Genomic DNA, 26634 nt, shown 5'->3' with positions numbered 1-26634 from the left:
GGGACCGGTGGATCAAGTGGTGTTTGTGAAGACGACGCAAGCCTCGGCGGCTCGCAGCCTGGGCATTAGTGAGAAGGTCACAATCACGACGGCATCAGATGCGCCCAGGGTAGCGCTGCAGGCACCGTTGGTGACTGCCGTGCCGGAAGCCTTGCTCAGTGCGCGCCGCAGACTTGACGCCCGCGCGGCATAACTCACTTCTTCTGCAGAAAATCTCGCAGTCATTGGGCTGCCGAATGAGGAACCGAAAACCATGTCAGTACTGGTACAAGACGAACCTGAAGTTGCTGTACAGGAGTACGGTCTTGAGCAGCACCTAAGTCGACTGTTGTACGCGCTATTGGCGCAGCAGGGTTGGCTTTCGGCAGCCGCGGGGTTGGCGCCGCGCTATGCGCGCTGGCACGAGGCGGGTCTGCGGATGCTGCGGGAGCAGGGCGTGATCCAGGATTCGGCGCAGTGGGATTGGGAGACGTCATGGTCGCAGTGGCAGACCTATCGAGAACAGGCCCGCGACGACGCGGTGGTGGCGGCGCAGTTGCGATTGCTCGATGTCGTCCTGCCGGCGCTGCCAGCGATTCTGCGGGGAGAGCGGGCGGCGACCGACGTGTTGTTTCCGCAAGGGCAGCTGGGTCTGGTAGAAGGTGTCTACCGAGATCATCCGGTGGCGGACTACTTCAATGGTGTGTTGGGAGAACGGCTGGATGCGTATGTCCGTGCCCGCGTGAGTCACGACCCGAGGGCGAAGCTGAGGATCGTGGAGATTGGGGCAGGCACCGGGGGGACCAGTGCGGGGTTGTTCACGCAACTGGCAGCTTACGCTGAGCACATCGAGGAGTATTGCTACACGGACGTATCGCCGGCGTTTCTGCTGCACGCTCGCGAGCACTACGCCGCACAAGCGCCGTATCTGCAGACCAAGCGTCTGGACATCGAGCATACGCCCGTGGCCCAGGGGTTTGCGTTGGGTCATTTTGATGTGGCGGTGGCGGCCAACGTGCTGCACGCGACGCGGGATATGCGGAGCACCTTGCGGCACGTCAAGACGCTGCTCAAAGGCAATGGTCTGCTGCTGCTCAACGAGTTGAGTGCGGCGAGTCTGTTCTTGCATCTGAGCTTTGGGTTGTTGGAAGGTTGGTGGCTGGCCGAGGACGAGGAGGTGCGGATTCCCGGGACGCCGGCCTTGAGTCTGCAAGGTTGGCGCGAAGTGCTGACGGCGGAGGGCTTTGGCGCGATCGAAGCGCCAGCGCAGGCCGCCCATGAGTTGGGCCAACAGGTCATCGTGGCCACGAGCGACGGCTTGGTACAGGTCCAAAGCGAGACGAAAACGCTGCAGGAAGAGCCTCGTGTATTGATGCCTTCGCACGAATCCAAGGCGTCGACGCCAGCACCAATGCGTGTATCAGCCGAGATAGCACCCCGACGAGACTCGGCGCAGGCACGGAACGCAATCCGCACGAGCATTGCTCAAACTCTCAAGGTGAGCGAGGCAGACCTGCAGGACGATCAACCGTTCTCGACATACGGTATTGATTCGGTAACCGGCGTGGCGCTGATCAATGCGATCAATATGCAGCTTGGGTTGATGCTGCCCACCACCGTGTTGTTCGATCACGCCACGATCGAGGAGCTTGGTGCGCATATCAGTGCGATCAGCCCGACCATTCAAGAGCCTTCGAGTCCGGTGGCCTTATCTGTTGCGACGGCGATGCCCACGCCCGAGGCACCGGTGGAGAAAATCAAGGCCGTCCCGATCGGACGAGGGCGCCGCCGGCGTGGGGAGTTTACTGCCGCGCCGCCGCTCGCTGCGCAGCGAGGCGCGCAGATCACAGGGCCACTATATCGGCGCGTATGGTTGGAGAGGCCCGGCACGATTGACGACCTTCACATCAGAGAGGACCGCCTGCCTCCCTTGGGCGCACACGACGTACGGATTGCGGTAAGAGCCTTTTCACTGAACTTCGGCGACTTGTTATGTGTGAAAGGTTTGTATCCGACCCAGCCCGCCTATCCGTTCACGCCAGGCTTCGAGGCCAGCGGAGTGGTGGTCGCGATTGGGTCGAAAGTATCGCGTGTCGCAGTTGGCGACGCGGTGATTGCGCTCGCGGGATCGACATTCGGAGCGCATGCGACGGCGCTGACCTGCGCCGAGACCCGGGTGTTTGCTTGTCCAACCGGTTTGTCGTTTGAGGCAGCCTGCGCAGTGCCTGGCGTGGCGCTGACGATGATCGAATGTTTCAAGAAGGCGCAGCTCAAACCTGGCGAGCGGATCCTGATTCAGACGGCGACTGGCGGTGTCGGTTTGATCGCGGTGCAACTGGCTAAACATGCTGGGGCCGAGATCTATGCGACGGCTGGGTCCGAGGCGAAGCTCGATTATCTGGCATCCCTGGGTGTGCCGCATCGGATCAACTATCAGGAAGAGGACTTCGAGGCGGCCATTGAACGGCTGACGGACGGTCAGGGGATGGATGTGGTGATCAATACCTTGCCCGGGGATGCCGTTCAAAAGGGGCTGAACTGTCTGGCTTCCGGCGGTCGCTATATTGAGATTGCGATGACGGCGTTGAAATCCGCGCGGTCGATCGACCTGTCGGGTCTGACCGACAACCAAGCGCTATACAGCGTCGATGTGAACAAGCTTAGCCACGGTAAACTCGCCATCCTCCAGAATTCCGTGCTCGAGATGGGGAGGCTGTTGGCCGACGGAGTGATCAGTCCGACGGTAGGCCGGACGTTCAACTTCAACGATATCCAAAGCGCCTACCGCTGGCTGCAGGACCGCAGGAATATAGGCAAAGTGGTGGTAAGCATTCCACAAGAGGATCGCCTCGATGCCGACGAGCCAATTGCACTGACACCGCAATTGGAACCGATCGCCGTGATCGGTATGAGCGGGCGCTTCCCAGGGGCACCGGATGTGAATGCGTTCTGGGACAACCTGATTAACAATAGAGATTGCATTGTAGAGATTCCTGAAAACCGCTGGAATCTCGATGGTTTTTTTAATTCCGATCGAGAAGAAGCCATAAAAAAAGGCATGAGCTACTGCAAGTGGGGAGGTTTCATTGAATTCGATGGCCGAAGTCCGAAATCTTTTTTATCCGGCGTTCTGGGGAGCGATGAGCCAGACAGCACACCGTACCGGCTGGCCGTAGAATCTATCTGGAGCGCCTTGGAATCTTCCGGCTATACGCGATCGGCCTTGAAGAAAAGCACTCAATCCAGAACTGGCCTATATCTGGGAATGATAGGGGAGCTGCGAGGGCCAGGCTCCGATGCTGCGGCGCAGCCAATGTCGTCCGGCAGCTCAAGTGCCCTTGTCGGTCATATCTCGAAATTCTTCAATTTCACTGGGCCGACCATTGCGGTAGACACACTCAGTGCCTCGTCTGCGACCTCGATCCATATGGCTTGCCTGGATCTTCACTATGGTAATTGCAATGTTGCCGTTGTCAGCGGTGTAATGCTTCTGGACGAGGGGCTGTATCGCCGGGTATGCGAGGCAAACTATATGGCTAGCGGAATAGAGAGGCGAAGTTTCGCGGAAGGAAGAGACGGCGCGCTTTTCGGCGAGGGAGCTGCCACTGTGGTGCTCAAACCGCTGTCTCAGGCGATCAAAGATAAGGACACTATTCTCGCGACAATAAAGTCGACGACATCGCAGTTTGGGGATGGCTCGGTAGAGACCTTGTCAAGGGCAATGTCTGACAATGTCCTTCGCGCAAAAGTACCGCCTCGGACCATAACTCATGTTGAATGCTCGGCGAATGGGTCGCCTTTCGGCGATGAACTCGAATATGTTGCTACGAGCAAGGTTCTGGACGCTTTCACGTCTGACAGGAATTACTGTTCCATCGGCTCTGTTAAACCGAACATAGGGCATCTCGGGCCGGCGTCGGGAATGTCCCAACTGCTGAAAGTGATCATGCAGATGAGAAACGGAAAATTCGCGCCGCTCATGAATTCCGCGGCGTTCAGCCCGATCTTGAGTCGGGAATCCTCGCCGTTCTTCTTATGCAGCGAGACTCAACCATGGCCGCGTCAGCGGGTCACGGTCGATGGGGCGGAGCACGAAATTCCGAGGCGAGCCATGATAAATTCGTTCGGTTATGGCGGGTTTTACGCAGGCGCTATTGTAGAGGAATACATCGAGCAGAATGATACCCAGCGGAATGTTCGTTCCTCCACCGGCGGGCCCGGGCCGCAGGTAATTGTTCTATCGGCCGACGACAAGAGTGACCTCGAGGTAAAGCTAAACCAACTGTCCCAATATTTGAAGGGGAATCCGGAAGTTTCAATGGATGATCTTGCCTACACCCTGCAAATAGGGCGAGAGGCGATGTTCTATCGTTGGGCCACCGTTGCGACGGGCTACGATGATTTGCTTGATACGCTGGCCGACCCTTTCCAAAAGCTTCGTCCCGAACAAGCGCCGACAAACCACGTATTTTTCGGTTGTGCCGCCGACCTCTCGCAACGACGCAGAGAAATGTCCGGCGGGGCAGGTCCGCAGTGTCCGGTTTGGAATCATGCCGATGAAAGTGATTTATTAAACTTGGCGTCATGGTGGGTCGACGGCGGCGATGTGCCATGGAATGAGTGCTCTGCCCAGGGTGCCCGCAGAATCGCGCTACCCGCCTATCCGTTTGCAATTCCATGAGTCTTTCACGTTCGGTCGTGCATGGCTCAATGTCTTGTGCTCTGGGACTCGAGGCCGACTTGAGGCGCGAGCTCTTGCAGCTGACCTGTCAGCCTGTCGCTTGCGCCGTTGAACTCATTGATCGAGACGAGGGCCTGTTTCCTGAGGAAATGTCAGTTGTCAGGAACGCTGCCTGGAAGCGGAGGGCGGAGTTTGCCGCGGGACGATCCGCCGCCAGGCGGGCGTTGGGGCAAATGAGTGTGCCTGATCAAGCGATACCGAAGGGAAATTTCGGAGAACCGATATGGCCGACAGGGTACGGCGGGTCGATCAGCCATGATGACCCGTTCGCAGCAGCCATCGTTCACCCCATCAAGGCCTCCACCTCGGCCCTATCGATTGATCTGATAGACACTTCCGATTTGGCGCGATATTGGGAGGTTTCCCACCTAGTTAGGGCAGCTGGTGAACCGTCGGAGATTACTAGCGATCCGAGGTCTGCGGCTCTCCTGTTCGGGGCGAAAGAGGCGGCAATTAAGTTGATATCGCCTCGCGCTCAATGCTATGTAGGATTCGAGCGTCTTGTTGCCACCAGGACAAATCGTGGATTCAAGATAAGGTGCGCGTATACCAATACATGTATTTTGGTTCGAGTCTTCGAGTCCAACGGTATCATTGTGTCGCTGGGGGTTCTTGATTGCCAGGGGTCTCCCGTAGGTTGAATGATGCCGGTGCCAGAATGCGCGGCATCCCGCATTGCCGCTGGTCGTGTGGCGCATTTGGTATCAGCTTTACCTCAAATGGATTGTTGCTGCATCCGAGCCGAAAGGGCGGCTGCCGTTTCCTTGCGCTCACTATAGCGGTCCACCAAATACGGTGTGACATCGCGCGTGAGCAAGGTGAACTTCATCAACTCTTCGACGACATCGACAATGCGATCATAGTAGGGCGAGGGCTTCATGCGACCCGCATCGTCGAACTCCTGGTATGCCTTGGCCACCGATGACTGATTGGGTATGGTCAGCATCCGCATCCAGCGGCCCAGCATCCGCATTTGATTCACGGCGTTAAACGACTGCGACCCGCCCGATACTTGCATGACGGCCAGCGTCTTGCCCTGAGTCGGGCGCACAGCGCCTACCGACAGCGGAATCCAATCGATCTGCGTCTTCATCAGACCCGTCATGGCGCCGTGACGTTCAGGCGAGCTCCAGACCATGCCTTCCGCCCATTGCACCAGTTCGTGCAACTCGCGAACCTTTGGGTGCTTGTCGCTGGCGTCATCGACTAACGGCAGACCGGAGGGATTGAACAAGCGGGTTTCTCCTCCTAGCGCCTGGAGTAGTCGCGCCGCTTCTTCAGCGACCAGACGGCTATACGAACGTTCCCGCAACGATCCATACAGCAGCAAGAAGCGTGGCGCATGGGTTGCCCGCTTGGGTGCAAACAGTTCCGCGGGACTCGGTGTATGCAATAGCGTGGCGTCAATGTTGGACAGGTCGCCGAGCAGATCAGACACGATGGCCCTCCGCGTCGATCACCGGCTCGCCGTCTTCCTTGTTGAATGCGCCGCGCTGTGGTTGCGGCAAGATATCCAAGACTGCCTCCGACGGGCGGCACAGGCGAGTACCGAGGGGGGTAACCACGATAGGGCGATTGATCAGGATCGGATATTGGAGCATGAAGTCGATCAGTTGCTGCGCCGTCCATTTCGGATCCGACAACCCTAGTTCGTCGTACGGCGTGCCCTTCTGCCGGAGCACATCACGCACGTGCATACCCATAGCGGAAATCAACGCCTTCAGCATTTCGGCATCAGGTGGAGTTTGCAGATATTCGATAATCGTCGGCTCTTCGCCGCTGTTGCGGATCAAACCAAGGACATTACGCGATGTCCCGCAGGCAGGGTTGTGATAGATCGTGATGGAACTCATGAGATACCTCTGTTGAAGCAATATTAGATTTCAATGCGCCACAGGCCGTGCATGCAGCAGGAGTAGCGCCACACAGGCAGCGAGGCCGATGCCTCCGGATAGCCATAGCGCGTTGGCTCCCCAGGCATCCAACGCCACACCGAAGGCAAACGGGGCCAGCGCTTGAGCGACTCTCGCCGGCATCATGAGCCAGCCTTGGCGTGCCCCATAGCCCATCGGGCCGAATAGCGCCAGTGGCAAAGTGCCCTTCGCGATGGTCAATATGCCGTTACCCGCCCCATGCAGGATGGCAAACACCGGAGCCATCGCTGGACCGACGGTCAGCAGCACTGCGACACCGGCTGGATGCGCGACAGCGGCCAGCCGCGCTGACAGCAATGGATGAACTTGTCGCAGAAGGCCGAATTCAAACAATCGGCCAGCTACCTGTGCCGGACCGATGAGTGCGCCCACCGCTACGGCTGTGGAGAGCGTGGTTCCTGTCGCTTCCAGTATCCTCGGCAGGTGTGTCGCCATCGCTGTGCTGATGAACCATGTTGCCGCGAACACAAATGCTAGGAGGGCAATGGCGTACTGGCGATGTTCCGATTCGGGCGCTGGGGATGCGCCGCCGTGTTCCGCGTTGGCGGCATTCAGGCTTTCCATTTTCGTGACCGCTGGCACTTTGGGCAACCCGGCGTTCAGCGGTAAGCCGATCAACAGATGCATGACTGCCCAGCCAAAGCACGCACCGCGCCAACCGAATACGGTTTCCATCCAGGCGGAAAGCGGCCATCCAACAGTGCTGGCGAATCCGGCGATCAAGGTGATTCCCGTAATGGCGCCGCGCGCATGATGACCATAGAGTCTCACCAGGCTGGAGAAGGCGGCTTCGTAAAGCCCGGAACCCATTGCCACACCAATGACGAGCCAGGCAGTCACCATCATCCAGAGGTCCTGGGCGGCGCCGAGCATCCCCAACCCGAGGGCAAACAGCAAACTGGTGCCGACCAGGACGATACGACCACCGCGATGGTCGATCGCTTGTCCTGCCCATGGGCCTGCCAACGCCGATGCGACCATGGCGATCGAGATGGCTGCGTAAACCGTCGGCGCGGATACGCCCAGATCGCGAGCCATTGGGTCCGCCAGCATCGCCGGCAAGTAATAGGACGATGCCCAGGCCAGCGTCTGGGTGGTTCCCAATGTGCCGACTACGCGAGCAGGGGCGCCTGGCATGCATCAGCTCCGCTTAACGCCGGCGTCATACCAACCTTTGCTCCGATTGACGATCCGCACGACAAGCAGCATGACGGGCACCTCAATGAGCACGCCTACGACCGTTGCGAGCGCGGCTCCCGACTGGAATCCGAATAGGCTGATCGCAGCTGCCACGGCGAGCTCAAAAAAGTTGGACGCCCCGATCAGCGCGGACGGGCACGCAATGTTGTGCTTTTCACCGACCCGGCGGTTGAGCCAGTACGCCAGGCCCGAGTTGAAGAACACCTGGATGAGAATAGGTACGGCCAGCATCGCAATCACCAGTGGCTGGCCAATGATGGCTTCGCCCTGGAACGCAAACAGCAGCACCAACGTCAACAGCAACGCAGCCATCGAAAACGGCCCGATTCGCTCCAGCGCTGCCTCAAAAGTGGCTTGGCCGCGGCGCAGCAGCGCGCGCCGCCATAGCTGAGCAAGGATGACCGGAATCACGATGTATAGACCCACTGACACCAGCAATGTATCCCAAGGTACGGTGATGGCCGACAGACCTAGCAACAATCCAACGACGGGCGCGAACGCGAACACCATAATGGTGTCGTTCAGCGCCACCTGGGACAGCGTGAACACAGGGTCCCCGCCAGTCAACCGGCTCCAGACGAAGACCATGGCGGTACACGGAGCAGCGGCCAGGAGAATCAGGCCCGCGATATAGCTGTCCAACTGATCGGCGGGTAACCAGGGGGAAAAGAGCTGGCGGATGAACAGCCAGCCCAGAAAGGCCATCGAGAACGGTTTGACGGCCCAGTTGATGAACAGCGTCACGCCGATGCCGCGCCAATGCTGCTTGACCTGGCCCAGTGCGCCGAAATCCACCTTGAGCAGCATCGGGATGATCATCACCCAGATCAGGATCCCTACCGGCAGGTTGACCTGGGCGACTTCCCAGCCCCCAATGGCTTGGAACACCGTCGGCATAAGCTGGCCAAGCGTCACTCCCAGCACGATGCAGAGGAAAACCCACAGCGTGAGGTAGCGCTCGAAAATACTCATCCCGGAGCGCTGGCGCGGAGCCGACGCTACCTGTGTATTGAACGACATCGGTTCACTCCCGAGACTGGCCGATGCCACGCAGCTCGGTCTGCAGCGACATGGTGTCCAGACGGTCGAGCGGCAAGGACAGGAACAGTTCGATCCGGCGCTTGAGCATGCGAGCCGCGTCATGGAAAGCCTTCAGGCGCTCTTCGTCGTTTCCCTCGCGCGCGGCGGGATCAGGCACACCCCCATGCGCCGTCGTTGGATGACCGGGCCAGACGGGACAAACTTCACCAGCGGCGTTGTCGCACACCGTGATGATGAAGTCCATTTTCGGTGCATCAGGGGCTGCAAACTCGTTCCAACTCTTGCTTCGATAGCCGTCGGCCGGCAGCGAATAAGACTTCAGGGTAGCGAGAGCGAGTGGGTGGACTTCGCCTTTAGGTGTACTGCCGGCGGAATACGCCTGAAAGCGATCACCAGCCAGGCCTTTGAGCAGCCCTTCAGCCAGAATCGAGCGGGCGGAGTTGCCCGTGCAGAGAAAAAGCACGTTGAAAGGGGGGGGCGACATGGAAGTTCCTAGCAGCAACGAGTGGGGAAAGTGGTTGTCGGAGCGCAGCAATTGGCTGGCGCTGAGGTTTCGATCGATGGCGAACAGCAGGCGGACGTTGCAGACTCGTTGGCAGACGCACCGTGCGATTCGCCATAGACGGGAATGGCGCCCGGCGTGTGGAAGTGCTCCCATGCCAACCCCTGGGGATCGGTGATCCAGTACTTGTCGCTGCGGGCGTAGCAGCAGGAGGTCTCGCCTTGGTCTTCCAGGACCAAACTCGCAGCCTCCGCTCGGGACTTCAATACGATGAGCTCCTCGGCGCTCTCGGTCTGAATGCCGAAATGGTCGACTCCGTGGCCAGCGCCACGAGTCGATATCGCAAAATTTACGGGAGGGTCGTCGAGCATCCATTTTGCGTAGTCCGATTCGACACGGGCTGGCTCTCGGGCGAACAACTGGGAGTAGAAGCTGACGTTTTTTTCGAGGTCATCGACATGCAAATGGACATGAAAGCGCTTCATCGAAAGCTCCTGATTAGCAGGTCGAGCAGCCGCCTGGGTCGGAAACCTCGCAGGAGGCTCCTTCGCAGCAGTGCTCCGTGAGATATCCAAGCAATCCATTCATCTGAGAGAAATCGGCGCGGTAAATCAGGTTGCGTCCTTGTTGCTCGACATTGACCAGGCCGGCGTGCGCGAGCTCCTTCAGATGAAAAGACAGCGCGTTACGGGCCACGCCGAGTTGATCGGCCAGGACACTGGGGGTAAGCCCGGGAAGGCCGGCCACCACCAGAGCGCGGAACGTGCGCAGCCGCTGGGGGTGAGCAAGGCCTGAGAGGGCGGCAATAGCTTGGGTTTCATTCATTATTCAATAATACAACGTTTATTGAATTAAAGGAAAAAATTCTTTCGATGAAGCCGCTAGCGCATTGGCTAGCTCATCGAGTGAGGTATGACAGGACTTGATGACTTGTCCATACTCTTTCGATACGGCCCGATGGGTATTGATGCGCAGTCCGGGACGTCGCACCGCAACTGCTCATTGACGAGGATGCAGGTATCAGGCTGTATGAACCGAGGACTGGCGTGCGGTCACCACGGTCAACACAGCGCAGCTCGCCAGCAGCACTGCACTTGCGATGAAGGTACTGCGATAGCCGCTGTAGTTGAACAGCAGGCCGCCGACTGTGGAGCCCAGCGCGATCGACATTCGTGACGCTTTCAAGGAACGGCCGCACGTAGGTGAATAGGCCGAACTGCCTCATGAACAGCAAGCTGCTGGCCAGCATGCCTACGGCGACGCTTGGACGTTTGAACAAGCTGAACACCTTGAACGCGTTGCTGATGCCCGGGGCGTGTGCCGCAGCGGGCATCGAGGTAGAGTTTTCCACTGCCAGGCCAACGTGATCAGTGATATCGGCACTATTCGGTCGCGAAGACGTGATATTGCGGGTATCAGCCCAACTCGAACGGGCGGCACCCTGGCGGGGGCGCAAGCCGGCATTCTGAGACCGGTAGAGGCACGAAGCACGCCAGTTCCTCCCGTATTGGAAGGCCGTGAGTTTCTGCCCTCATTTGGGATGGAGGCGCGGCTGTTCAACTCAAGAATGCCATGATGCCCTGGTCGCCCCTTTCTTTTTTCCTTGAACGTGTGACAGCGGTAACGTCGCGCGTCAGGCTTTCCAGGCCTCGGGGTTGCGCAGGTTCGGCGGGCGCTCGCCTGCCAGCACCGCCACGATGCCTTGTGCGCACTGCAGCGCGGTTTCCTTCAGCGCCTCGACGGTCGAGCCGGCCATGTGCGGCGTGAGCACGACGTTTTCCAGTTCGGTCAGCGGATGGCCGGGCGCCAGCGGTTCGTTCTCGAAGACATCCAGCCCGGCGCCGGCCAGCCGTTTGCCGCGCAGGGCCGACACCAGCGCCGCTTCGTCGATCAGGCCGCCGCGCGAGGTATTGACCACGATGCCATGTGGGGGCAGCCAGGCCAGCGACTCGCTGTTCAGGGTATGGCGGGTGTCGGGGCGCAGCGGCCGGTGCATGCTGACGACGTCGGCATGCGCAAGCAGGTCGCGCAGCGTCGGCGCAACTTCGACGCCCTCAATGCCTGCCGGATCGGCGCTCGGCGACCAGACGCGTACCCGCATGCCAAAACCGCCTGCGGCCATGCGCGCCACCCACTTGCCGGTATGGCCATAGCCGATCACGCCCAGGGTCTTGCCCGATAGCGAGTAAGTATCGTGGTGGTACTTGAAGCGCCAGTCGCCGCGGCGTGTGGCGACGTCGGCCGCCGAGGCCTGGCGTGCGGTGGCGAGCATTAGCATCATCGCGTGCTCGGCCACCGCCTGGACGTTGGCTTCGGGGGTGTAGACCACCGGGATGCCCCGCTGCGTGGCGTGCGCAACGGCTACCGCGTCGGTGCCGGTGCCGTGGTTGGCGATGACTTTCAGACGCGGCGCCCGGTCGATCACCCAGTCGGGCAGCGCATCGCGGATCAGCACGGCGTCGGCCTCGGCGATCTCGGCGGCCAGTGTGTCGAGATCGGGCGCGCTGGCCAGACGAACTTCCAGACCGGCCGCGCGCAAGGCGTCAGTGCCGGCTTCGTGTATGGGTTGGGCGATGAGGCAGACAGGCATGGATGCGGGGGCTCTGTTGTCAGGTTCCGACACGCAGGGCAGCGGCTAGCTTGCGCAGCGCTGCCACCGCCGACAGCGCCGTGATGCGGCCGGTCTTCGGGTTTTCGCTGGGCACGTTCTGGATCTCCATGCTCAGCATGGCTTCGTCGGCGTCCACCTCGATGCGGTGGATATTGCGCGAGATGGTCGGATCGGCCCAGATCTCGAGGATGGTGCGATCCGGTCCAATACCGGCCAGCGACAGCGAGACCGCGACGTTGAGGTTGGCCGGGAAACCCGTGGCCGCCTCGCGCGCCGTGCCGGTATAGATGCGTGTCGGTTCCTTGATGGCGTCCAGATCGATGCCGTGCTGCACCACATAGGGTGCGCCGGCGAAGCCGATCGGCGGCTTGCGGCTGACCATGCGTACGGTATTGATCTTGCCTTCGGCGGCGGCGGTGACGGCGTCCAGCCCGAGTAGTGCGCCGGTGGCCACGATGATCTGGCCACCGTGCTCACGGGCGAGCTCGACGAGATCCTGGTTCATCAGCAGGGCGCCGCTGCTCAGCACCAGCAGCTTCTTGCCGGCTTTGAGCACTGGCGTGGCGATCTGCGGCAGCAAGGCGGCCGGTGCGCATTCGACGACCACGTCACAGTGATTGACCAGGTCGTCGATATCCGTATAGACCGGCGGCGTGGCAAACGCGCAGGCTGCCTGCGCCTTGCCGACATCGCGCACGCCCACCGCGGCCAGGCGCAGTCCGGGGATGCCGGCATCCAGTTTGCGGGCTATGGATTTGCCGATGGCGCCGAGGCCGGCGATGCCGACACGAATGGGTTGTGCTGCGTGCATGGATGACTCCTGAAGCTGGATGAAGCAATGAGGGGGCAAGGCTACGTAAAAAGGCGGGAGCATGCAAAAGATTAATTCTGCCGGCTGTCATTAGCAGAAGTAATAGCGGCGCTGCGCGCCGTCCCCCAAGGGGTGTGTCCGCCTTTCTGGCGCCTGTGCAGGCTCACACGCTGTCGTCCAGCCCATGCTGCGCGCGCGTAGCGCCGGCCTGCTCGCCCAGCCATTGCCGCACCGCCTGCACTGCGGGTGAGGTGTCCTGTGATTCGTGGGTGAGCACGTAGTACTCGCCCGCGCTGCGAACAGCCGGCAACCAGGCCGCGGTCAGGTTCGTGGACTGCTGGCGGGCGTAGTGGTAGATGAGCTCGGGAACCAGCGCAATGCCCATGCCTTCGAGCGCCGCCTGCATCGAGATGAAGAAGTGACCGAACTCCGGGGCGTCGGCGCGCGGATGGAAGGCCAGGCCGTGGGCTTGGAACCAGTCTTGCCAGGCCCGCTGCCGGCTGACGGTGTGGATGAGCGGATACTGCAATACATCGGCGGCCGTGGCGATCGGCGGACCGGCCGCCAGCAAGGCCTGCGAGGCCACTGGCACCAGTGCGTCGGGGAACAGCGGGTCGGCCACGATGCCGTCCCAACGCTCGGTCATGACGAGATCGATATGCGCGCGGTCGCGGCGATAGCTGCGCCCGGGCAGCTTGCCGACCCGGATCGCGACATCCACGCCGCCGGCATGCAGGTCGGCTGGTTCTATCGAGGTCATCAGGCGCAGGTCGATGTCGGGGTGCAGCGAAGTGAACGAGGACAGGCGCGGCATCAGCCAGACTGTGGCCAGCGTGGGCATGGTGGTGAGCGTGACGGTTTCGCGGGCTCCGCGCGCGACGATGCGCGCAGTGGAGCGCTCGAGGTCGTCGAGCGCCCGCCGGGCCGACGCGTAGAACTGCCGGCCGGCTTCGGAAAGATCGAGCCGGCGGGCGTGCCGCTCGAACAGCCGCACGCCCAGGAAGTCTTCGAGGTTGCGCACCTGCTGGCTGACCGCGCCCTGGGTGAGCGAGAGTTCGCGGGCGGCCTGTGTGAACGAACCCAGCCTTGCCGTGGCCTCGAAAGGCCGCAGCGTTGTCAGTGGAGGAAGGCGTCGACGCATCGATCATGGACCATGCTGCGGGAAGAACCTGGGATTCTACTGCGGCGTGATCCCGGCCTCTTTGATGACTTTGCCCCACAGCGCGTATTCCTGCGCCATGTAGGCCTTCATGGCGGCCGAGGGCAGGGGCATGGCGTCGACGCCGCGATCGCCCAGCGCCTTGACGATTTCCGGGTCGGCCAGGACTTGCACGAGCGTGTCGCTCAGCCGTTGCAGCACGTCGGCGTCGACGCCAGCTGGTGCCATCAGGGAAAACCACGTGCTGACTTCGTATCCCGGCACGCCGGCCTCGGCAAACGTGGGCACATCGGGCAGGAGCGCCGAGCGGGTCTTTTGCGAGATGGCCAGGGGCAGCACCCGCCCGCCGCGGATCTGCGGCAGCGCCGTGGCGACCGGTTCCATCATCAGGTCGACCTGCCCGCCCACGAGGTCAGTCATGGCGGGCGCGCCGCCCCGGTAGGGCACGTGCATCATCTGCAGTCCTTGGGCCAGGTTGTACTGGGCCATCTGCATGTGCTGCGAGGTGCCCGGCCCGGCCGAACCGTAAGTAAGCAGGTCGGGTCTGGCCTTGGCCGCTGCGTGTACGGCGGGCAGGGTGCTGTAGGTGTCCTTGCGGCCGGTGATCAGTACGCTGGCGACTGAGGCGATGCCGCCCACCGGCACCAGATCGTCGAGCGGATGGTAGCCGGCGTTGGTGTTCAACTGCGGCACCACCGCCAGGGTACTGGCCGCGCCCAGCAGCAGGGTATAGCCGTCGGGTTTGGCGCGTGCGGCCTGGCTGCTGCCGATCGCGCCACTGGCGCCGGGGCGGTTTTCTACCACGATGGAGGTTTCCAGGGCTTCGCCCAGTTTTTGCAGGACGGGACGTGCGATGGTGTCGTTGATGCCGCCCGCGGGGAAAGGCACGAGCACCGTGATGGGCCGCTCGGGATAGGCGGCCACGGCGGCCGTGCAGGACAGGACGGCGGCCACCGCCAGGATGGCCGAAGCGCAGGTGCGTGGGATCGGCGCCGCGGGCGCAATACGTGAGCAGAACATGGACTTCCCCTTGATTGTTTTACGCACTGGTCTTTCCGGTGCGTTGATGCCAGCCTACTGTGGCGCAGCAAATTCATTCAAACCGTTTTTTTTGGCATGGGCATTAGCCAGGCTAATCACCTGCCCGGATGCGCGGACGAAGGTGCCTGCAGGGCCTCGACCAGATAGTCGATGAACATGCACGTGTGGGCCGTCTGGTTGCGCTGGCTGGGGCGAGCGACCATTTACTGGCGGTAAACTCCTTCCGCCTGAGTGTGTGGTTCTTTCAAGGAAGCAAGTCGATGACTCTGAACTTCGAAGCCTTTGCCCGACTGCGCCCCATGATGCCAGTTCAAGCCTTGATCGAGGCGGCCGGTGACGCCTGGAAGGCGCCGACACCCGAGGATGAAGGGTATGTGGGCTACAAAGGCGCAGATGGGATGCCGGTGTGCAGCGCGTATCTGGACGTCGAGAATCGGCTGCACAAGATCAGTTTTTACCGGACTTTCCCCGGAGACTTGGTACTGGATGGCGTCTCTATCGGAATGCCAGTAGAGGCCGCGCTCGCCGCCAGGCCTGGCATGCGCCCCATTGATGGCGACGAAGCAGAGGAGTGGGCGCAGCGCAAGATCGCCGTCTATCGGGAGACGACCGCCGCCGGTGATGTCATGGAACTGCGGGCGAAGGAGGGTCGTTTACTGGTCATTGAACTATCACGCCCCGGGTTAGCGACGCCCGAGCGTCCGTACAAGTACGCCGATCCACGCCTGACACGGGCTTACAACGTTTTTCCCGGCGAGCTGACGCCATTGCCGGTCACCGAGAGGGCGGCTCTCTGGGGTAACGGATGGTGCCTGGGTCGGCCACCAGGTATCTCCGCGGCGCAATGGCCATTGAGCGAGACCTATGGTCACCCATTGCGCCATGCGTTTACCTTGCGGGTTCCGGAGGACTACCGGGCACAAGGTTCGGAGTATGTCGCCCTCAGTCTGTTCGTGGATGAGCAATTCGTCGAATTGAAGAGCCTGGCTCGACTCCCGGAATTCACGTCGTCATCAGGGCGCGACGGTATTCCGGCTGGAGGTGGCCTGGTTGAACAACCGCATCACCACCGACATCCGCGCAGCTACAAGATGCGCGATGTTCTCGGATGTGAATACGCCGTCCTGTGGCTGACCGAGGCGGAATTCGCCGGTCCGTTAGCCTCGCCACCGGATATGACCGAGTATCCGTGGCTGCACGGGACGCCGCAGCCGAGTTGGCGTCTGGGACAATCGGCTCCTGACTGGCTCTCGCGATCACAACCGGACATGGCCAGTTATGGGGCGGGATCGGCCCGCCCGATCACCATTGAAGAACGCGAGGATCCCAACGCCGGCAAGCCGGCACGAGAATGGGAACACGAGAATCAGTGCAGTGGTTATGTGCCGGCGTTCAGCGACCAAGGCCAAGCGTTGGGATTGGATAGGTTTCAGGAGACGCCCCATCACCTGGGCGGCACGATGATCCCGGTGCAAGGCTATCCGCCATTCAGTCCGTATTATTTCGAATTCGGGGAAGAGCTCGCCTGCTTTAACTTCGGCGGTGGCGTGGGGCAGGTGGACTTGGAGCAGATGAAGATCGATTGGGCTTGCGGGTGAGTCGCAGTCTGATCTAAACGCCTTGGCCAGGCACGATGCGATTATTGCCGCAGGATCTTTTCTAGCGCCTTCCCCTTGGCGAGTTCGTCCACAAGTTTATCCAGGTAGCGGATCTGCTGCATCAATGGATCTTTGATGTCTTCCACACGAATCCCGCACACCACACCTTTGATCATCGAACTGTTGGGATGTAGGGCTGGCGCTTGGGCGAAGAATGTCCTTAAATCGTTTCCTTGTTCAATCTGCTGGCTCAGTTCGGCCGGATTGTATCCAGTCAACCAGCAGATCACCTGGTCCACTTCCTCTTTCGTCCGACCCTTACGCTCGGCCTTTTGAATGTACATCGGATAAATCTGTGCGAACTGTGTTGTGAAGATTCGTTCGTTGCTCATTATCATTCCTCCGATGGCTCGGGCCGATGTGCGGGATGCACTCGTGCCTGATTCGATTTGGCTATGTACCATTTGGGTCGCAAATATGCCGCAGCGAATAGTTTACGACTCGCATCTACATCACTCCCCACTCGCAAGTCCAAAAAATACCTATGAAAGGCACCCGCAACTCTCTGTCTTCGCTGCGCATTTTCCTCACCGCCGCCCAGACCCTGAATTTCAGCCGAGCGGCTGAAGCCCTGAGCCTGACCCAGAGCGCGGTCAGCAAACACGTGGCTGCTTTGGAAGGCCGCCTGGGCACGGCCCTGTTCAAGCGTATGCCCACAGGATTGCGCCTGACCTACGCGGGCGCCTTGTACCTGGAACGCGTGAGTGCGGCTGTACGCCTGATCGATGAGGCGGACGCCCTGGTTGCAAATCCCATGTCGCGCGTCGCCTTGAACGTTGCGGTGTCTCCATCGTTCGCACAGTTCTTTCTGCTGCCCAGGCTGTCCGAGTTTTTTGATTCGCACCCCGAGATCCGGGTCAACATACGCCCCCGCCTGCTGCATGGGCGTGAGCGTTCAGAACGGTTCGACGCTGAAATCCAGCTCCATACCGGCTACGTCTCAGGCATGAGCGCGCAGTATCTCTGCGGCCGCGAAATGACGCTGGTCGCCGCGCCATCGCTGTTGAAGCGCCATCCTGTCCAATCCGTGGATGACGTGACCCGGTTGCCGTTGCTAAAGCGTGCTCAGCGCGGCTATGGTTGGGACGAATGGAAAGCCGATGTGGTGCCGTTGTGGACCGGACCTGACGCCACAGCGCCCGAATACGAAGGATTTTCGATCTTGCTGCCGGCCGTGTTGAACGGATTGGGTGCGGGAATCATGCCCCTGTGTATGGTGCTGGAACAACTGGACTCCGGTCAGCTGGTCCGCCCGTTCGGAGAGACAGTCGAAGGCCGCTACGGCTATCACCTGATGCAGCCGCGCCCCAATGTTGGCGGCCCGTACTGCCAGGCTTTCTGCGATTGGGTCATTGCGCAGGGCCAGAGCCTGAATGCGCAGGCTCGAAGCCGTGCAGGGCTGGCGTAGCGGCCGCCACGCATGCCGACTGACGGCATTCCGGATTGGAATATCCCATGCTCATACTTCCTTTGCCCAGGGCAGGAGCAGCCACCACAATGACATGAAATTATTCATGGATCACCCAAAAAATCATGTTCAAGTGGAAAAAACTGCTGGCCGCCCTGGCCGTCCCCGCGACTCTGGCAAGCGCGCAAACGGCATCAGCTGCCTATCCCGATAAGCCGATCAAGATCGTCGTGCCGTATTCGGCCGGCGGCAGCTCCGACGTGGTGGCCCGCGCCATCAGCGATCAACTAAGCGCCCAACTTGGCCAGTCCGTCATTGTCGAGAACCGCGCCGGCGCAGGGTCGATGCTGGGCACGGCCTACGTATCCTCCGAAGCGCCCGACGGCTATACCCTGCTGTTGGCCGATGTGCCGTTCACCATCGTTCCCGCGCTGTACAAGGACCGCGTGAAATACGACGCGAAGATTGACTTTGCGCCCATCACGCTGCTGGGCTTGTCACCCATGTATCTGTTCGTCAATCCCAAATTCGAAGTACAGGACGTCAAGTCCCTGGTCAATGCGGCTGCCGCCAAGCCGGGAACGATTTCCATGGGTTCTGGAGGTAATGGATCCTTGACCCACTTGATGGCCGAGCTGTTCATGCTGACCACCAAGACCGAGTTCGCGCACATCCCGTACAAGGGCGCGTCCGCATCGGTCAATGACTTGGCAGGCGGTCAGATCGAAGCCAGCTTTACCACCATGGCCACGGCCGTAGCGCTGTACCAGAGCGGGAAGATCAAGCCCATCGCCGTGTCCTCCCCCACGCGCCACGCGGATACGCCTGATGTCCCGACCTTCGAGGAGCTGGGCTACCACGGCCTGACCGTGCAAAGCTGGTGGGGCCTGGTGGCACCGGCCGGAACACCCGAGGATGTACAGAGAAAGCTGTCGGACGCGATGACTAAAGTCATGGAGTCCGAGCCCGTCAGGCAACGGCTGGCCAGTGTGGGCATGGATCTTCCGCCGGATACCAGCGCCGCTGCCCTGAAAGCGCTATTGGCACAGGACTTCGGACGCTGGGCCGATGTCGTGCAGCGCGCCAATATCACTTTCGAATAACACGCTTTGCATGCGTCGCGCGCATCGCAGCGCGGCGCCGGAGACACAGATGACATCCTGGCAACAGGCGGCTGCCGACGACGCGGCCCTGATGAACGATTTCCAAACCATTTGCCGTTTTGGCGGACGTTTGTCCGGCACCGGGCAGGATGAAGCAGCCATGGAGTGGGCGCTGACGCGCCTGCGGGAGGTCGGACCCGACGTCCGGCGGGTAGCAGTGCCCTATGATGGCTGGCGCTGTCTCTCGGGCAGCCTGACCTTGCTGGGCGACACGCCCGTAAACCTGGAATGTGTTCCCCTGCTGCGTTCGGCATCGACGGATGCCCTGGGGCTGGAAGGCACCGTTCTGGACTTGGGGGCCGGCCGCCAGGAAGATTTTGAACGCGCGGGCGACGCCGTGCGCGGCAAGATCGTGCTGGTGCGCCATGAGTATCCGTTTTCCAAGGGCCACGTACATCGCCGCCGCAAATACGACATGGCGGTGGCGCACGGCGCCGCCGCCTTTCTGATAGCCAATCCCTTGCCTGGCGCGGGCCCTTTATCCGGATCGTCAGGGCGGCCCCGCGATGGCGCAGGCATCCCGGCGGCCTATATCGACCACGAAGGTGCCTTGGCATTGTGCGCGCAGCCTCGGGCGCGTGTGCGTTTGCTTATTCAAGGAGAAGAACTGCGGGATTCGATGGCCTGCGCCGGCATCCTGGATCTGCCCGGCGGACGCGACAGCCGGATCGTCATCAGCGCGCACATGGATGGCCATGACTTGGGAAGCAGCGCGCTGGACAACGCCACGGGCGTCGCGGTTGCGCTGGCGGCGGCGCGCATCCTAGCCGGACAGCTGGGACCCGGCACGCCGGGGCTGCGTATATGCTTTTTCACGGCTGAAGAGTGGGCGCTGGCGGGTTCGGCACGATATCTGGCCGACATGGCAGCCACGGAACGCCACGCTTTGAAGCTCAACATCAACCTGGACACCGTAGCGGGCGATGACACGCTATGCGCGCTGATCAGCGACTATCCCGCGTTGGCGGGCGTGGTCGAGAGTGCCGCCACGCGGGCTGGCGTGCCGGTGTCGCACTGGCTGCCCTTCATGCCCAACTCGGACCACGCCAATTTCGCGAGGCACGGCATTCCCGCACTTCGCCTGGTGGCTGGTTTTGACAAGCCTCAATCGTGCGTACGTCACATCCTGTCGCGTGGCGACGTCCCGGACATTATCCTGGAGGGCGAAATGCGCAATGCCCTGGCGGTGACCTGCGCGATGGCGTCGCTGGCGTTGGGTATGACCGACCAGGAGCTGGACGCGTTGAAATCAGGGTCGACCTGCCCCCGCATCTAGGCCATCGGGCGAGGCCTCGCGCTCCATAGGCGCCCATCGAGTTCGCGGGCGGCCGCCTGCTTGCCCACGCGGAAAACCCACATAGTTCCCGCCCCTTGGCGAAATGACATCGGCGCCGTGATGTCTAGGAGCGTGCTGTCGGAGTGGAGGAGGCCCGTGTCAAAGGTGCAGTGTCTTCCGTAGATGTCGTCGAGGTTGTCTTGGCTCTCTCCTTGACCCGTCATCTGCGCCTTCTAGCGACATAATTCGGCGTACGCGTGGCGGTTCTGACTGGAAGAGGTGTCAAGGGCGGGACCGGAGGCCGCAGCCCGGAGCAAGGCGTACGGAACGGGTGAGGATGCCGGTCATGGTAGAAACAAAAAGCCTTGGAACACGTTGTGTTTCCAAGGCTTTTTCATCCGGAATTTTGGTGGAGCGGAGGAGGATCGAACTCCCGACCTTCGCATTGCGAACGCGACGCTCTCCCCGAGAGCGAACGCTTGAATGGCCTTTACTCGTAAGGCTTGACAGGCGCAAGGTCGGGAGACTCGCTAGACGTGGTGACAGCCCGGTGACAAATCTCTGGAGATTTGTTCATGCAAACACTACACGACCCAAACCCGCAAGCAGTGGACCGAGCGTCTAAGGAGGTCGAGCGCCACCTACTCGCTTGCAAAGCGGCAAGAGGAGTCACGGTCTATTTTCGTAGGGCCTGGCGCTGCGATCGCGCTCATAGGCCTTGGGTTAAACCGTTTTACCGTTCGGTACGTTGTGCGGGAGTGTGGCTTGTTGCTGTATGGGTGCCGGCATGCCTACTGTGATCTCTCGAGGCGACAAGTTCCTGGCTCGGGCTCGCGCAGCAGGACAGGCAGCAAGCCGCAGTTTCCATGATAAGAGAGCTGCGCTACGCTGGGCTCTGGCAACAGAGGACGCTATGCGGGCTGGCTTGTATCAACCAGAGCAGACTGCGGCCGTCATGACGCTGGCCAAGGCGCTTAGTCGTTACCAGCGAGACATCAGCGCTCGCAAAAGGTCAGCCGACAAGGAGGCATCAATCATCCGAGCCTTGGCCTCGGCCTCGATAGCTGCAAAGCCGTTGGATCAAGTACAGGCGTCCGACGTGACGCAGCTAAGGAATAATCTTGCGCGAGACAAGGCCCCGGCTACCGTAGCGCGCCACCTGGCTGTGTTGGGTCATGTGTTTCAGGTGTCCAAGTTGGATTGGGGTGTGCCGTGTGGCAATCCTGTGCGCGACATTCGTAAGCCGACCATACGCAACCAGCGCGACCGTCGTTATCAAGAGGGGGAGTTCGAGGCGGTCATCGAGGCCAGCGATAGCGCAGTTCTACCTGCCGTAGCGGGCTTGGCACTGGCGACCTGTATGCGCTTGGGCGAAGTCGTGAACCTGCAATGGCGTTACGTCGATCTGGCTGCCAGCGTGGCGCATTTGGTGGAGACGAAGAACGGCTACGGGCGCGATGTTCCGTTGACGGCTAAGGCAGTGGAGATTCTGAGGAATCTACCGCGTACAGGTGAACGCGTGTTCAATGTGAGGGCTGATGCTATGAGTAAGGCATGGAGTCGTGCGGCCAAGCGTGCTAGGGCAGCATACGAGGCGCAATGCAAACGCGAAGGCGTGACGCCTGATCCTGATTGGCTTGTGGGAGTTCGGTTCCACGATAGCAGACATACGCGGGTTTCCGAGCTGCACGAATTAGGCTTGAGCCTGGGCGAGATTCAAGCGATTAGCGGACATCGAACACTCACCCAATTGGCACGGTATAGCCATGTTCGCGCGTCGCACTTGGTCAACAAGCTAGCACAACTCGAAGGGGGCATGCCATGAATGATACCGCTATCGCGGCCATGGGCCTGGAGACGCTCTTGCATGTGTGTCGTTGTTCACTACCGCCAGAGGCGGAGTCCCCCCAATTCATACGTTATTTCTGGCCTATTGTGCGACTACGTATTCACAAGATGTCCAAGGGGCCGGGTTTACAGCTTGCTTACTCATTGAGGGATAACTGATGCTCTGGCATTACACAACACATGTGCGCGCTGGGCGAATACTGGAGTGCGGCGAACTGCGCCCAAGGGTTGCAGCGTACAGCCTACCGGGGGAGCCCCCTCTCTTATGGTTCTCCGCTCGCCAAGACTACGAGCCTACCGCGCTAAAGATTTTCGAGCAGGGTAATCAACGAGGTTGTATGACATTCAGCGAGCAACTTGCTCGATTTGGATTGGCTCGGTTTGGGATTCCAGACGATTACCCCGATTTAATGCGGTGGAAAGAGGCGTGTCAGTACTCCGGCATAGGGAGGGATGAGAGGCGTCAGATGGAACTGTATGGGCGTAAGTTGGGTGCTGATAGAGCCAATTGGTTTGCAATAGCAAGGCCAGTGACGACCGTTGATACTCGGTTCTCGCTATACCTGGACCACTGTTGGGTGAATTACACACTTACCGCGCTGTAATGCGCCGGGGCGGCGCAGCCGCTCCACCTTCAAGTTAGAGGATGTTCGAGATGACGACACTACTAAACCCGGGTGCAAAACCAAAATTGAACGGCGAAGGCGCGCTGACTTGGACACAGCATGTTCGACAGCCAGAGACACCGCAAGCGCGTTTCAGCCTGGAAGCCGCAGACGAACTACTGCGCACACTGCGCCGCCAAACAGTTGACAAGGCCGTGCAGCACTCGCTCAGAGACTTGAGCGACTTGCTAGATCAGTACCGGACAATGTGCACTGAAATTGCAGTGATTGCGAGTCTCGGGAAAGAGGACGCGAGCAAGTCATTAGCCAACATCGCTTGGATGGCTCGGCAGCATATCAAAGGATTACACAAGGATTTGGGCGAGCTTGCGGGTGAGACGTTCCGTCTCGGCTGGACGCTTGATGAAAACGCGAAAGAGCCGAAGCCTAATTTCCACGCTTGAGGGTAATCTCATGCCCTTTGAAAAGCACTTGCGGAGACTGTATCGGATGCGGGATCTTCCTGGGATCACCGGTCTGTCACGATCCGAACTATACCGGCGGATCAAATTGGGTACATTCCCACACCCAATAAAAATCGGACTTAGAGCAGTGGCGTGGTATTCCGCAGATATCAGTCGCTGGCTGGAGAGCCCCCTGACTTATCGCACTGTGGCCGACTCCGATAGCGAACCTGATTGACTTGCAGAGGGACAACTGACAAGAGGGCAAGTTGCGCGGTTCCGGTTGGCTCTTTCGAAAGAGCCAACACGCTAGCCACTTCCAGCGAGGTGCCTAGCGTGTTCTTTAAAAAACGGCAATCAGCAGGCTCGAATCCGAGCCTGCTGGCCTGCATTACATGCGCGGCATAGGTGCCATACGAAACGGCAGCGAACGACGTTGCCCGTTGAAGGTCTGGCCAGCCCATTGCTGCTCACCCTTTTCGAGGGTATGCAATTCGGCGGTACTCCAACCTAAGCGCCAAGCCGCCAGAAGTTCTGAATCAACATCAGTCCAGACTGTGTGGTCAGTGGGCCAGCCATGGCTGTCCAACATGCCTGCACGTTGCATGCGTTCAAGGTCTCGTGGCCGAAGTTCGTGCCATTGGTCTATTTTGAATTGGCGAACTGCTCTATGTAGGTGGTATTCATTCTCCGTCAATGGGCCGTGTTTACCAGCGAGCGCTCCACGCGTATCGAGGCGAGCCCAAGCGGTGTCGTATTGGGCATTTAGGCGGTGATCGAGTCCCTCAAGGTTGTATGTGGTGCCATCTTGCAGAATGCGCTCAAATGAACTCAGCACTAAGTGATAATTAGCCCGTTCAAAGTGGGGCTTTAGAAACTCTAGATCGCAGGCCCCGGCTTTGGCGAAGAAATTTGTAGAGTGCCATCCATAAAACGGTCGGCGTATGTCAGTTTCATGTCGATACGTGGACGAGCCCCACTCACGCTGAATGGGTTGGGCAGCGGATTCTATGCGTTGTACGACTCTTGCGATTTGCTCGGAGGGATCGATGCCGACAGCGCCCGTGGTCTGCTCTTTCGAGACGGCGTTATGCACAAGGGTGAGACACTGCCTTGTGTATGGAGCCCCTGTCTCTGGGTCCTTGCCTGTATCGCCCTCAAGGATGCGGATATCGAAACCTCGGCGACGGAGTTCGCGTCGAATATGAGGCAGCTTCGCACGGCCGCCTAGGTTTGTAAGCCATTCGGGATCGTCTAAGGTCAGCGAGTTCCAGGACCGGTAGTGCGCATCGAATGTTGCCCGTCGTACATTCATTTGTATCGCTGCCGCGGGGTTGATAGGGAAGTTGCTCTCGGGCGCTTGCCGCAACAGATCAAGAGTGGCGATGAGTTGTTGTTCGGTCATTTGCAGAGTTCCCATACCGGACCATTGAGGGTGATAGTGCGTTGCTCAAAATTTGTCCCTGGATATACGCCATGCCACATGCGAAGCAGGTCTAAGGCCTCGGGGTGCATGGAAAAATTCGAGTATTCGAGAAACTGAATGCCTGGGGTCCGACTGATTTCTGAGCCGGGGATGCGTTTCCATGCACTCATTACGCGGGACCAAGCGAGATGGCATACCTGAAAGCCCAGGCGGTATCGCTTGAGATCTTGCCCTCCGATGCTAGCCGGAGCACATTCCGAAGAATTCAAGCGTTGGACGGCCAGCGTTTCTGCTTGAATCGTTTGGACAAGGAGGGGAGACGCCTCTTCTTTGGCGCTGTTTAACGATCTGCGAGGCATGGTAGTGAACCCTTTGTGTCGCGTGTGTTTACAGAAGTGCTCATGCAAGCGACTGGGACTCTTGCCGTAAACATTGGCGTCAAATCCGCCGATGAGTGAGTCGAGCTTTTTCATTATTATTGTGTGTCCTCTGCGTGGTTGACGGGATTACTGGCTGTTCTCGGCGTAAATGCCGGCACTGATCGGAACTGAACCTACGAGGCCGCGGCCATAGAAGATCGGCACAGGATTTCCCTGCGGCACAGTTTGAGCGGGGCCTGAAAAGTATTGGCTGGCCTTGTTGTTTGCACCCTCACCCAAGTTGAGCTTGGGTTGTGGGCTCAAGAGTTGGGCAATGCCGCCAAGGGTGAGGCCGACTCCGACGCTCATCATGCCTGTAAGCAGCGACGAGCCGGCGGCTAGACCCAGCGGGTTAAACCAGGCGGTTGCGATCAGGGCAACGCCAAGGATTGTTTGAAATAGTCCGCCTCGTTTTGCGCCAGCGGGAATTGGTGCGATCCTGACGATGCCATCGCCGGGGGGCTCGTGAAGCTCTTCAGGCTTCGTGTGTAAGTTGACGCGACGTTTGCCGATCAGGACGGCGTAGCGGTACGCCTCATTGCTTATGTGCTTGTCGAAGCCCTCGATTTGGCTGCATAGTGCACGGATAGCCTCGGCGGGTGTGCTGACGTATAGCTTATGTTCGCGCCCGAACTTGGAGCCGAGGTCGCCGTACAAGCGGATAGTGCGTAGTTTTTCGGTGGGTTGGATGACTTCGCTCATTTGGGATTTTTCTCCTCTTGTGTGAGCAGTTTTGTGCAGGGTGACTAGCTGCGAATACGACGCCACGGGACGTAGTTTTTTGCGTAGGCCTCTACCTCGTCACGATCAAAAATGACGGTGTTGCCAACACGGTAAACGGATAGTGGAAGTCGTTCGTTCAATGCAGCGTCTTTGAGTGCGCCGATAGAACGATGTAGTACCTGAGATAGTTGCCGGTAACCGATGATCGGCCTCGGCGGCATGGTGTGAAGTGCTTTCACAATGGGCCCTTATTGACATAGTTATGGGGACTCAGTGATGCCATTATGAAACTACTTGCCGAGTAGGTCAATGTCTGCGTCGCCTGGGCTGTCCAAATGGTGGGCCGTCTGATGTTTGCACGTTCGTCAAAAGTCTGGTTGAATTAGCGGTGTCGATAATTAATGATAAGAACCTACGACATGAGAACCGTTTTTCAAACCTCCGAGCGACCGCGAGACTGTTATTTTGGTTGGGCTGAATTGGCTCGAGTCCTGGGCAGGCCTGAGGCATCCGTTCGTAACGCTCCCCCTAACTGGTTGGCCGCGATTCCGTGCTGGAAGGTGGCAGGCGTGCGTTGCTGGGAGACGGGAGAAATCGCCAATGCGCTTGCGGGATCGAAGCCTAC

At 59.8% G+C, this 26634-nt stretch carries 26 protein-coding genes; 11 read left to right on the top strand and 15 right to left on the bottom strand.

Annotated elements, in window-relative coordinates:
* The 3 genes from ACYVI2_RS05945 to ACYVI2_RS05935 all read left to right on the top strand — a co-directional run.
* On the top strand, nt 1-193 hold a 193-nt coding region (locus ACYVI2_RS05945), incomplete at its 5' end, for a hypothetical protein (RefSeq protein ID WP_460490276.1).
* A gap of 60 nt (nt 194-253) precedes the next feature.
* A complete protein-coding gene (locus tag ACYVI2_RS05940; RefSeq protein ID WP_415820288.1) occupies nt 254-4660 on the top strand; it encodes a beta-ketoacyl synthase N-terminal-like domain-containing protein in 4407 nt (1468 codons plus the stop codon).
* Nucleotides 4657-5361, top strand: coding sequence for a hypothetical protein (locus ACYVI2_RS05935; RefSeq protein ID WP_415820287.1), 705 nt, complete (start codon nt 4657-4659; stop codon nt 5359-5361). The genes ACYVI2_RS05940 and ACYVI2_RS05935 overlap by 4 nt, the downstream gene beginning before the upstream one ends.
* 74 nt (nt 5362-5435) lie before the next feature.
* On the opposite strand, the gene arsH is transcribed toward ACYVI2_RS05935, so the two are convergent.
* The 8 genes from arsH to ACYVI2_RS05895 form a co-directional block, all read right to left on the bottom strand.
* Nucleotides 5436-6158, bottom strand: a complete 723-nt coding sequence (arsH, locus tag ACYVI2_RS05930; protein ID WP_415820286.1) for an arsenical resistance protein ArsH — start codon at nt 6156-6158, stop codon at nt 5436-5438.
* Entirely contained in the window at nt 6151-6573 is a 423-nt protein-coding gene (arsC, locus tag ACYVI2_RS05925) for an arsenate reductase (glutaredoxin) (RefSeq protein ID WP_415820285.1), read from the bottom strand. Before arsC ends, arsH begins: the two co-directional genes overlap by 8 nt.
* 30 nt (nt 6574-6603) lie before the next feature.
* Nucleotides 6604-7791, bottom strand: coding sequence for an MFS transporter (locus tag ACYVI2_RS05920; RefSeq protein WP_415820284.1), 1188 nt, complete (start codon nt 7789-7791; stop codon nt 6604-6606).
* 3 nt (nt 7792-7794) lie between these two features.
* Entirely contained in the window at nt 7795-8874 is a 1080-nt protein-coding gene (gene arsB, locus ACYVI2_RS05915; protein ID WP_415820283.1) for an ACR3 family arsenite efflux transporter, read from the bottom strand.
* Between the two features lie 4 nt (nt 8875-8878).
* On the bottom strand, nt 8879-9379 hold the full coding sequence (locus ACYVI2_RS05910) for an arsenate reductase ArsC (protein WP_415820282.1): 501 nt from the start codon (nt 9377-9379) through the stop codon (nt 8879-8881).
* 8 nt (nt 9380-9387) lie between these two features.
* A complete protein-coding gene (locus ACYVI2_RS05905; RefSeq protein ID WP_415820281.1) occupies nt 9388-9882 on the bottom strand; it encodes an ArsI/CadI family heavy metal resistance metalloenzyme in 495 nt (164 codons plus the stop codon).
* 13 nt (nt 9883-9895) lie between these two features.
* A complete protein-coding gene (locus ACYVI2_RS05900; protein WP_415820280.1) occupies nt 9896-10222 on the bottom strand; it encodes an ArsR/SmtB family transcription factor in 327 nt (108 codons plus the stop codon).
* A gap of 195 nt (nt 10223-10417) precedes the next feature.
* Nucleotides 10418-10567, bottom strand: coding sequence for a hypothetical protein (locus tag ACYVI2_RS05895; RefSeq protein ID WP_415820279.1), 150 nt, complete (start codon nt 10565-10567; stop codon nt 10418-10420).
* Between the two features lie 53 nt (nt 10568-10620).
* Between ACYVI2_RS05895 and ACYVI2_RS05890 the strand changes: the two genes are divergently transcribed.
* Nucleotides 10621-10764 (top strand): hypothetical protein, encoded by a 144-nt coding sequence (locus tag ACYVI2_RS05890; RefSeq protein ID WP_415820278.1) that lies wholly within the window; start codon nt 10621-10623, stop codon nt 10762-10764.
* 266 nt (nt 10765-11030) lie between these two features.
* On the opposite strand, the gene ACYVI2_RS05885 is transcribed toward ACYVI2_RS05890, so the two are convergent.
* The 4 genes from ACYVI2_RS05885 to ACYVI2_RS05870 form a co-directional block, all read right to left on the bottom strand.
* Entirely contained in the window at nt 11031-11987 is a 957-nt protein-coding gene (locus ACYVI2_RS05885; protein WP_415820277.1) for a hydroxyacid dehydrogenase, read from the bottom strand.
* Between the two features lie 19 nt (nt 11988-12006).
* Nucleotides 12007-12819 (bottom strand): aspartate dehydrogenase, encoded by an 813-nt coding sequence (locus tag ACYVI2_RS05880; RefSeq protein ID WP_415820276.1) that lies wholly within the window; start codon nt 12817-12819, stop codon nt 12007-12009.
* 163 nt (nt 12820-12982) lie between these two features.
* Nucleotides 12983-13960, bottom strand: a complete 978-nt coding sequence (locus tag ACYVI2_RS05875; RefSeq protein WP_415820275.1) for a LysR substrate-binding domain-containing protein — start codon at nt 13958-13960, stop codon at nt 12983-12985.
* A gap of 36 nt (nt 13961-13996) precedes the next feature.
* Nucleotides 13997-14998, bottom strand: coding sequence for a Bug family tripartite tricarboxylate transporter substrate binding protein (locus ACYVI2_RS05870; protein WP_460490275.1), 1002 nt, complete (start codon nt 14996-14998; stop codon nt 13997-13999).
* 281 nt (nt 14999-15279) lie between these two features.
* On the opposite strand from ACYVI2_RS05870, the gene ACYVI2_RS05865 reads away from it, so the two are divergent.
* Nucleotides 15280-16617: a DUF7256 domain-containing protein gene (locus ACYVI2_RS05865; RefSeq protein ID WP_415820272.1), complete on the top strand. Its 1338-nt coding sequence runs from the start codon at nt 15280-15282 to the stop codon at nt 16615-16617.
* 41 nt (nt 16618-16658) lie between these two features.
* Here the strand turns inward: ACYVI2_RS05865 and ACYVI2_RS05860 are convergent, their stop codons facing one another.
* The gene (locus ACYVI2_RS05860; protein ID WP_415820271.1) at nt 16659-17009 is read right to left on the bottom strand and encodes a DUF2200 domain-containing protein; all 351 of its coding nucleotides are present in this window, start codon (nt 17007-17009) and stop codon (nt 16659-16661) included.
* A gap of 152 nt (nt 17010-17161) precedes the next feature.
* On the opposite strand from ACYVI2_RS05860, the gene ACYVI2_RS05855 reads away from it, so the two are divergent.
* The 6 genes from ACYVI2_RS05855 to ACYVI2_RS05830 all read left to right on the top strand — a co-directional run bounded on the left by ACYVI2_RS05855 (nt 17162) and on the right by ACYVI2_RS05830 (nt 23679).
* Complete coding sequence (locus tag ACYVI2_RS05855) at nt 17162-18085, top strand: LysR substrate-binding domain-containing protein (protein ID WP_415820270.1); 924 nt, start codon at nt 17162-17164, stop codon at nt 18083-18085.
* A gap of 125 nt (nt 18086-18210) precedes the next feature.
* Entirely contained in the window at nt 18211-19188 is a 978-nt protein-coding gene (locus tag ACYVI2_RS05850; RefSeq protein ID WP_415820269.1) for a Bug family tripartite tricarboxylate transporter substrate binding protein, read from the top strand.
* A gap of 49 nt (nt 19189-19237) precedes the next feature.
* Nucleotides 19238-20524, top strand: a complete 1287-nt coding sequence (locus tag ACYVI2_RS05845) for a M28 family peptidase (protein ID WP_415820268.1) — start codon at nt 19238-19240, stop codon at nt 20522-20524.
* A 787-nt stretch (nt 20525-21311) separates the two neighbouring features.
* Nucleotides 21312-22349 (top strand): tyrosine-type recombinase/integrase, encoded by a 1038-nt coding sequence (locus ACYVI2_RS05840; protein WP_415820267.1) that lies wholly within the window; start codon nt 21312-21314, stop codon nt 22347-22349.
* Nucleotides 22350-23027: 678 nt separating this feature from the next.
* The gene (locus ACYVI2_RS05835; protein WP_415820266.1) at nt 23028-23441 is read left to right on the top strand and encodes a hypothetical protein; all 414 of its coding nucleotides are present in this window, start codon (nt 23028-23030) and stop codon (nt 23439-23441) included.
* The gene (locus ACYVI2_RS05830; RefSeq protein ID WP_415820265.1) at nt 23401-23679 is read left to right on the top strand and encodes a helix-turn-helix transcriptional regulator; all 279 of its coding nucleotides are present in this window, start codon (nt 23401-23403) and stop codon (nt 23677-23679) included. Before ACYVI2_RS05835 ends, ACYVI2_RS05830 begins: the two co-directional genes overlap by 41 nt.
* Nucleotides 23680-23832: 153 nt before the next feature.
* On the opposite strand, the gene ACYVI2_RS05825 is transcribed toward ACYVI2_RS05830, so the two are convergent.
* A complete protein-coding gene (locus ACYVI2_RS05825; RefSeq protein WP_415820264.1) occupies nt 23833-24846 on the bottom strand; it encodes a hypothetical protein in 1014 nt (337 codons plus the stop codon).
* Between the two features lie 527 nt (nt 24847-25373).
* On the bottom strand, nt 25374-25988 hold the full coding sequence (locus ACYVI2_RS05820) for a tail assembly protein (RefSeq protein ID WP_415820263.1): 615 nt from the start codon (nt 25986-25988) through the stop codon (nt 25374-25376).
* Nucleotides 25989-26634 lie beyond the last annotated feature (646 nt).

Source organism: Bordetella tumbae, assembly GCF_054780995.1.
The sequence above is the reverse complement of the archived record's forward strand: the minus strand, read 5'-3'. Positions and strand labels throughout refer to the sequence as shown.

Bases quoted from the DNA above. Each gene is read 5' to 3' on its own strand.
- ACYVI2_RS05940 (WP_415820288.1), top strand. From the start codon at position 254: ATGTCAGTACTGGTACAAGACGAACCTGAAGTTGCTGTACAGGAGTAC.
- ACYVI2_RS05935 (WP_415820287.1), top strand. From the start codon at position 4,657: ATGAGTCTTTCACGTTCGGTCGTGCATGGCTCAATGTCTTGTGCTCTG.
- arsC (WP_415820285.1), bottom strand. From the start codon at position 6,573: ATGAGTTCCATCACGATCTATCACAACCCTGCCTGCGGGACATCGCGT.
- ACYVI2_RS05920 (WP_415820284.1), bottom strand. From the start codon at position 7,791: ATGCCAGGCGCCCCTGCTCGCGTAGTCGGCACATTGGGAACCACCCAG.
- arsB (WP_415820283.1), bottom strand. From the start codon at position 8,874: ATGTCGTTCAATACACAGGTAGCGTCGGCTCCGCGCCAGCGCTCCGGG.
- ACYVI2_RS05910 (WP_415820282.1), bottom strand. From the start codon at position 9,379: ATGTCGCCCCCCCCTTTCAACGTGCTTTTTCTCTGCACGGGCAACTCC.
- ACYVI2_RS05905 (WP_415820281.1), bottom strand. From the start codon at position 9,882: ATGAAGCGCTTTCATGTCCATTTGCATGTCGATGACCTCGAAAAAAAC.
- ACYVI2_RS05900 (WP_415820280.1), bottom strand. From the start codon at position 10,222: ATGAATGAAACCCAAGCTATTGCCGCCCTCTCAGGCCTTGCTCACCCC.
- ACYVI2_RS05895 (WP_415820279.1), bottom strand. From the start codon at position 10,567: ATGTCGATCGCGCTGGGCTCCACAGTCGGCGGCCTGCTGTTCAACTAC.
- ACYVI2_RS05890 (WP_415820278.1), top strand. From the start codon at position 10,621: ATGAACAGCAAGCTGCTGGCCAGCATGCCTACGGCGACGCTTGGACGT.
- ACYVI2_RS05885 (WP_415820277.1), bottom strand. From the start codon at position 11,987: ATGCCTGTCTGCCTCATCGCCCAACCCATACACGAAGCCGGCACTGAC.
- ACYVI2_RS05880 (WP_415820276.1), bottom strand. From the start codon at position 12,819: ATGCACGCAGCACAACCCATTCGTGTCGGCATCGCCGGCCTCGGCGCC.
- ACYVI2_RS05875 (WP_415820275.1), bottom strand. From the start codon at position 13,960: ATGCGTCGACGCCTTCCTCCACTGACAACGCTGCGGCCTTTCGAGGCC.
- ACYVI2_RS05870 (WP_460490275.1), bottom strand. From the start codon at position 14,998: ATGTTCTGCTCACGTATTGCGCCCGCGGCGCCGATCCCACGCACCTGC.
- ACYVI2_RS05865 (WP_415820272.1), top strand. From the start codon at position 15,280: ATGACTCTGAACTTCGAAGCCTTTGCCCGACTGCGCCCCATGATGCCA.
- ACYVI2_RS05860 (WP_415820271.1), bottom strand. From the start codon at position 17,009: ATGAGCAACGAACGAATCTTCACAACACAGTTCGCACAGATTTATCCG.
- ACYVI2_RS05855 (WP_415820270.1), top strand. From the start codon at position 17,162: ATGAAAGGCACCCGCAACTCTCTGTCTTCGCTGCGCATTTTCCTCACC.
- ACYVI2_RS05850 (WP_415820269.1), top strand. From the start codon at position 18,211: ATGTTCAAGTGGAAAAAACTGCTGGCCGCCCTGGCCGTCCCCGCGACT.
- ACYVI2_RS05845 (WP_415820268.1), top strand. From the start codon at position 19,238: ATGACATCCTGGCAACAGGCGGCTGCCGACGACGCGGCCCTGATGAAC.
- ACYVI2_RS05840 (WP_415820267.1), top strand. From the start codon at position 21,312: ATGCCTACTGTGATCTCTCGAGGCGACAAGTTCCTGGCTCGGGCTCGC.
- ACYVI2_RS05835 (WP_415820266.1), top strand. From the start codon at position 23,028: ATGACGACACTACTAAACCCGGGTGCAAAACCAAAATTGAACGGCGAA.
- ACYVI2_RS05830 (WP_415820265.1), top strand. From the start codon at position 23,401: ATGAAAACGCGAAAGAGCCGAAGCCTAATTTCCACGCTTGAGGGTAAT.
- ACYVI2_RS05825 (WP_415820264.1), bottom strand. From the start codon at position 24,846: ATGACCGAACAACAACTCATCGCCACTCTTGATCTGTTGCGGCAAGCG.
- ACYVI2_RS05820 (WP_415820263.1), bottom strand. From the start codon at position 25,988: ATGAGCGAAGTCATCCAACCCACCGAAAAACTACGCACTATCCGCTTG.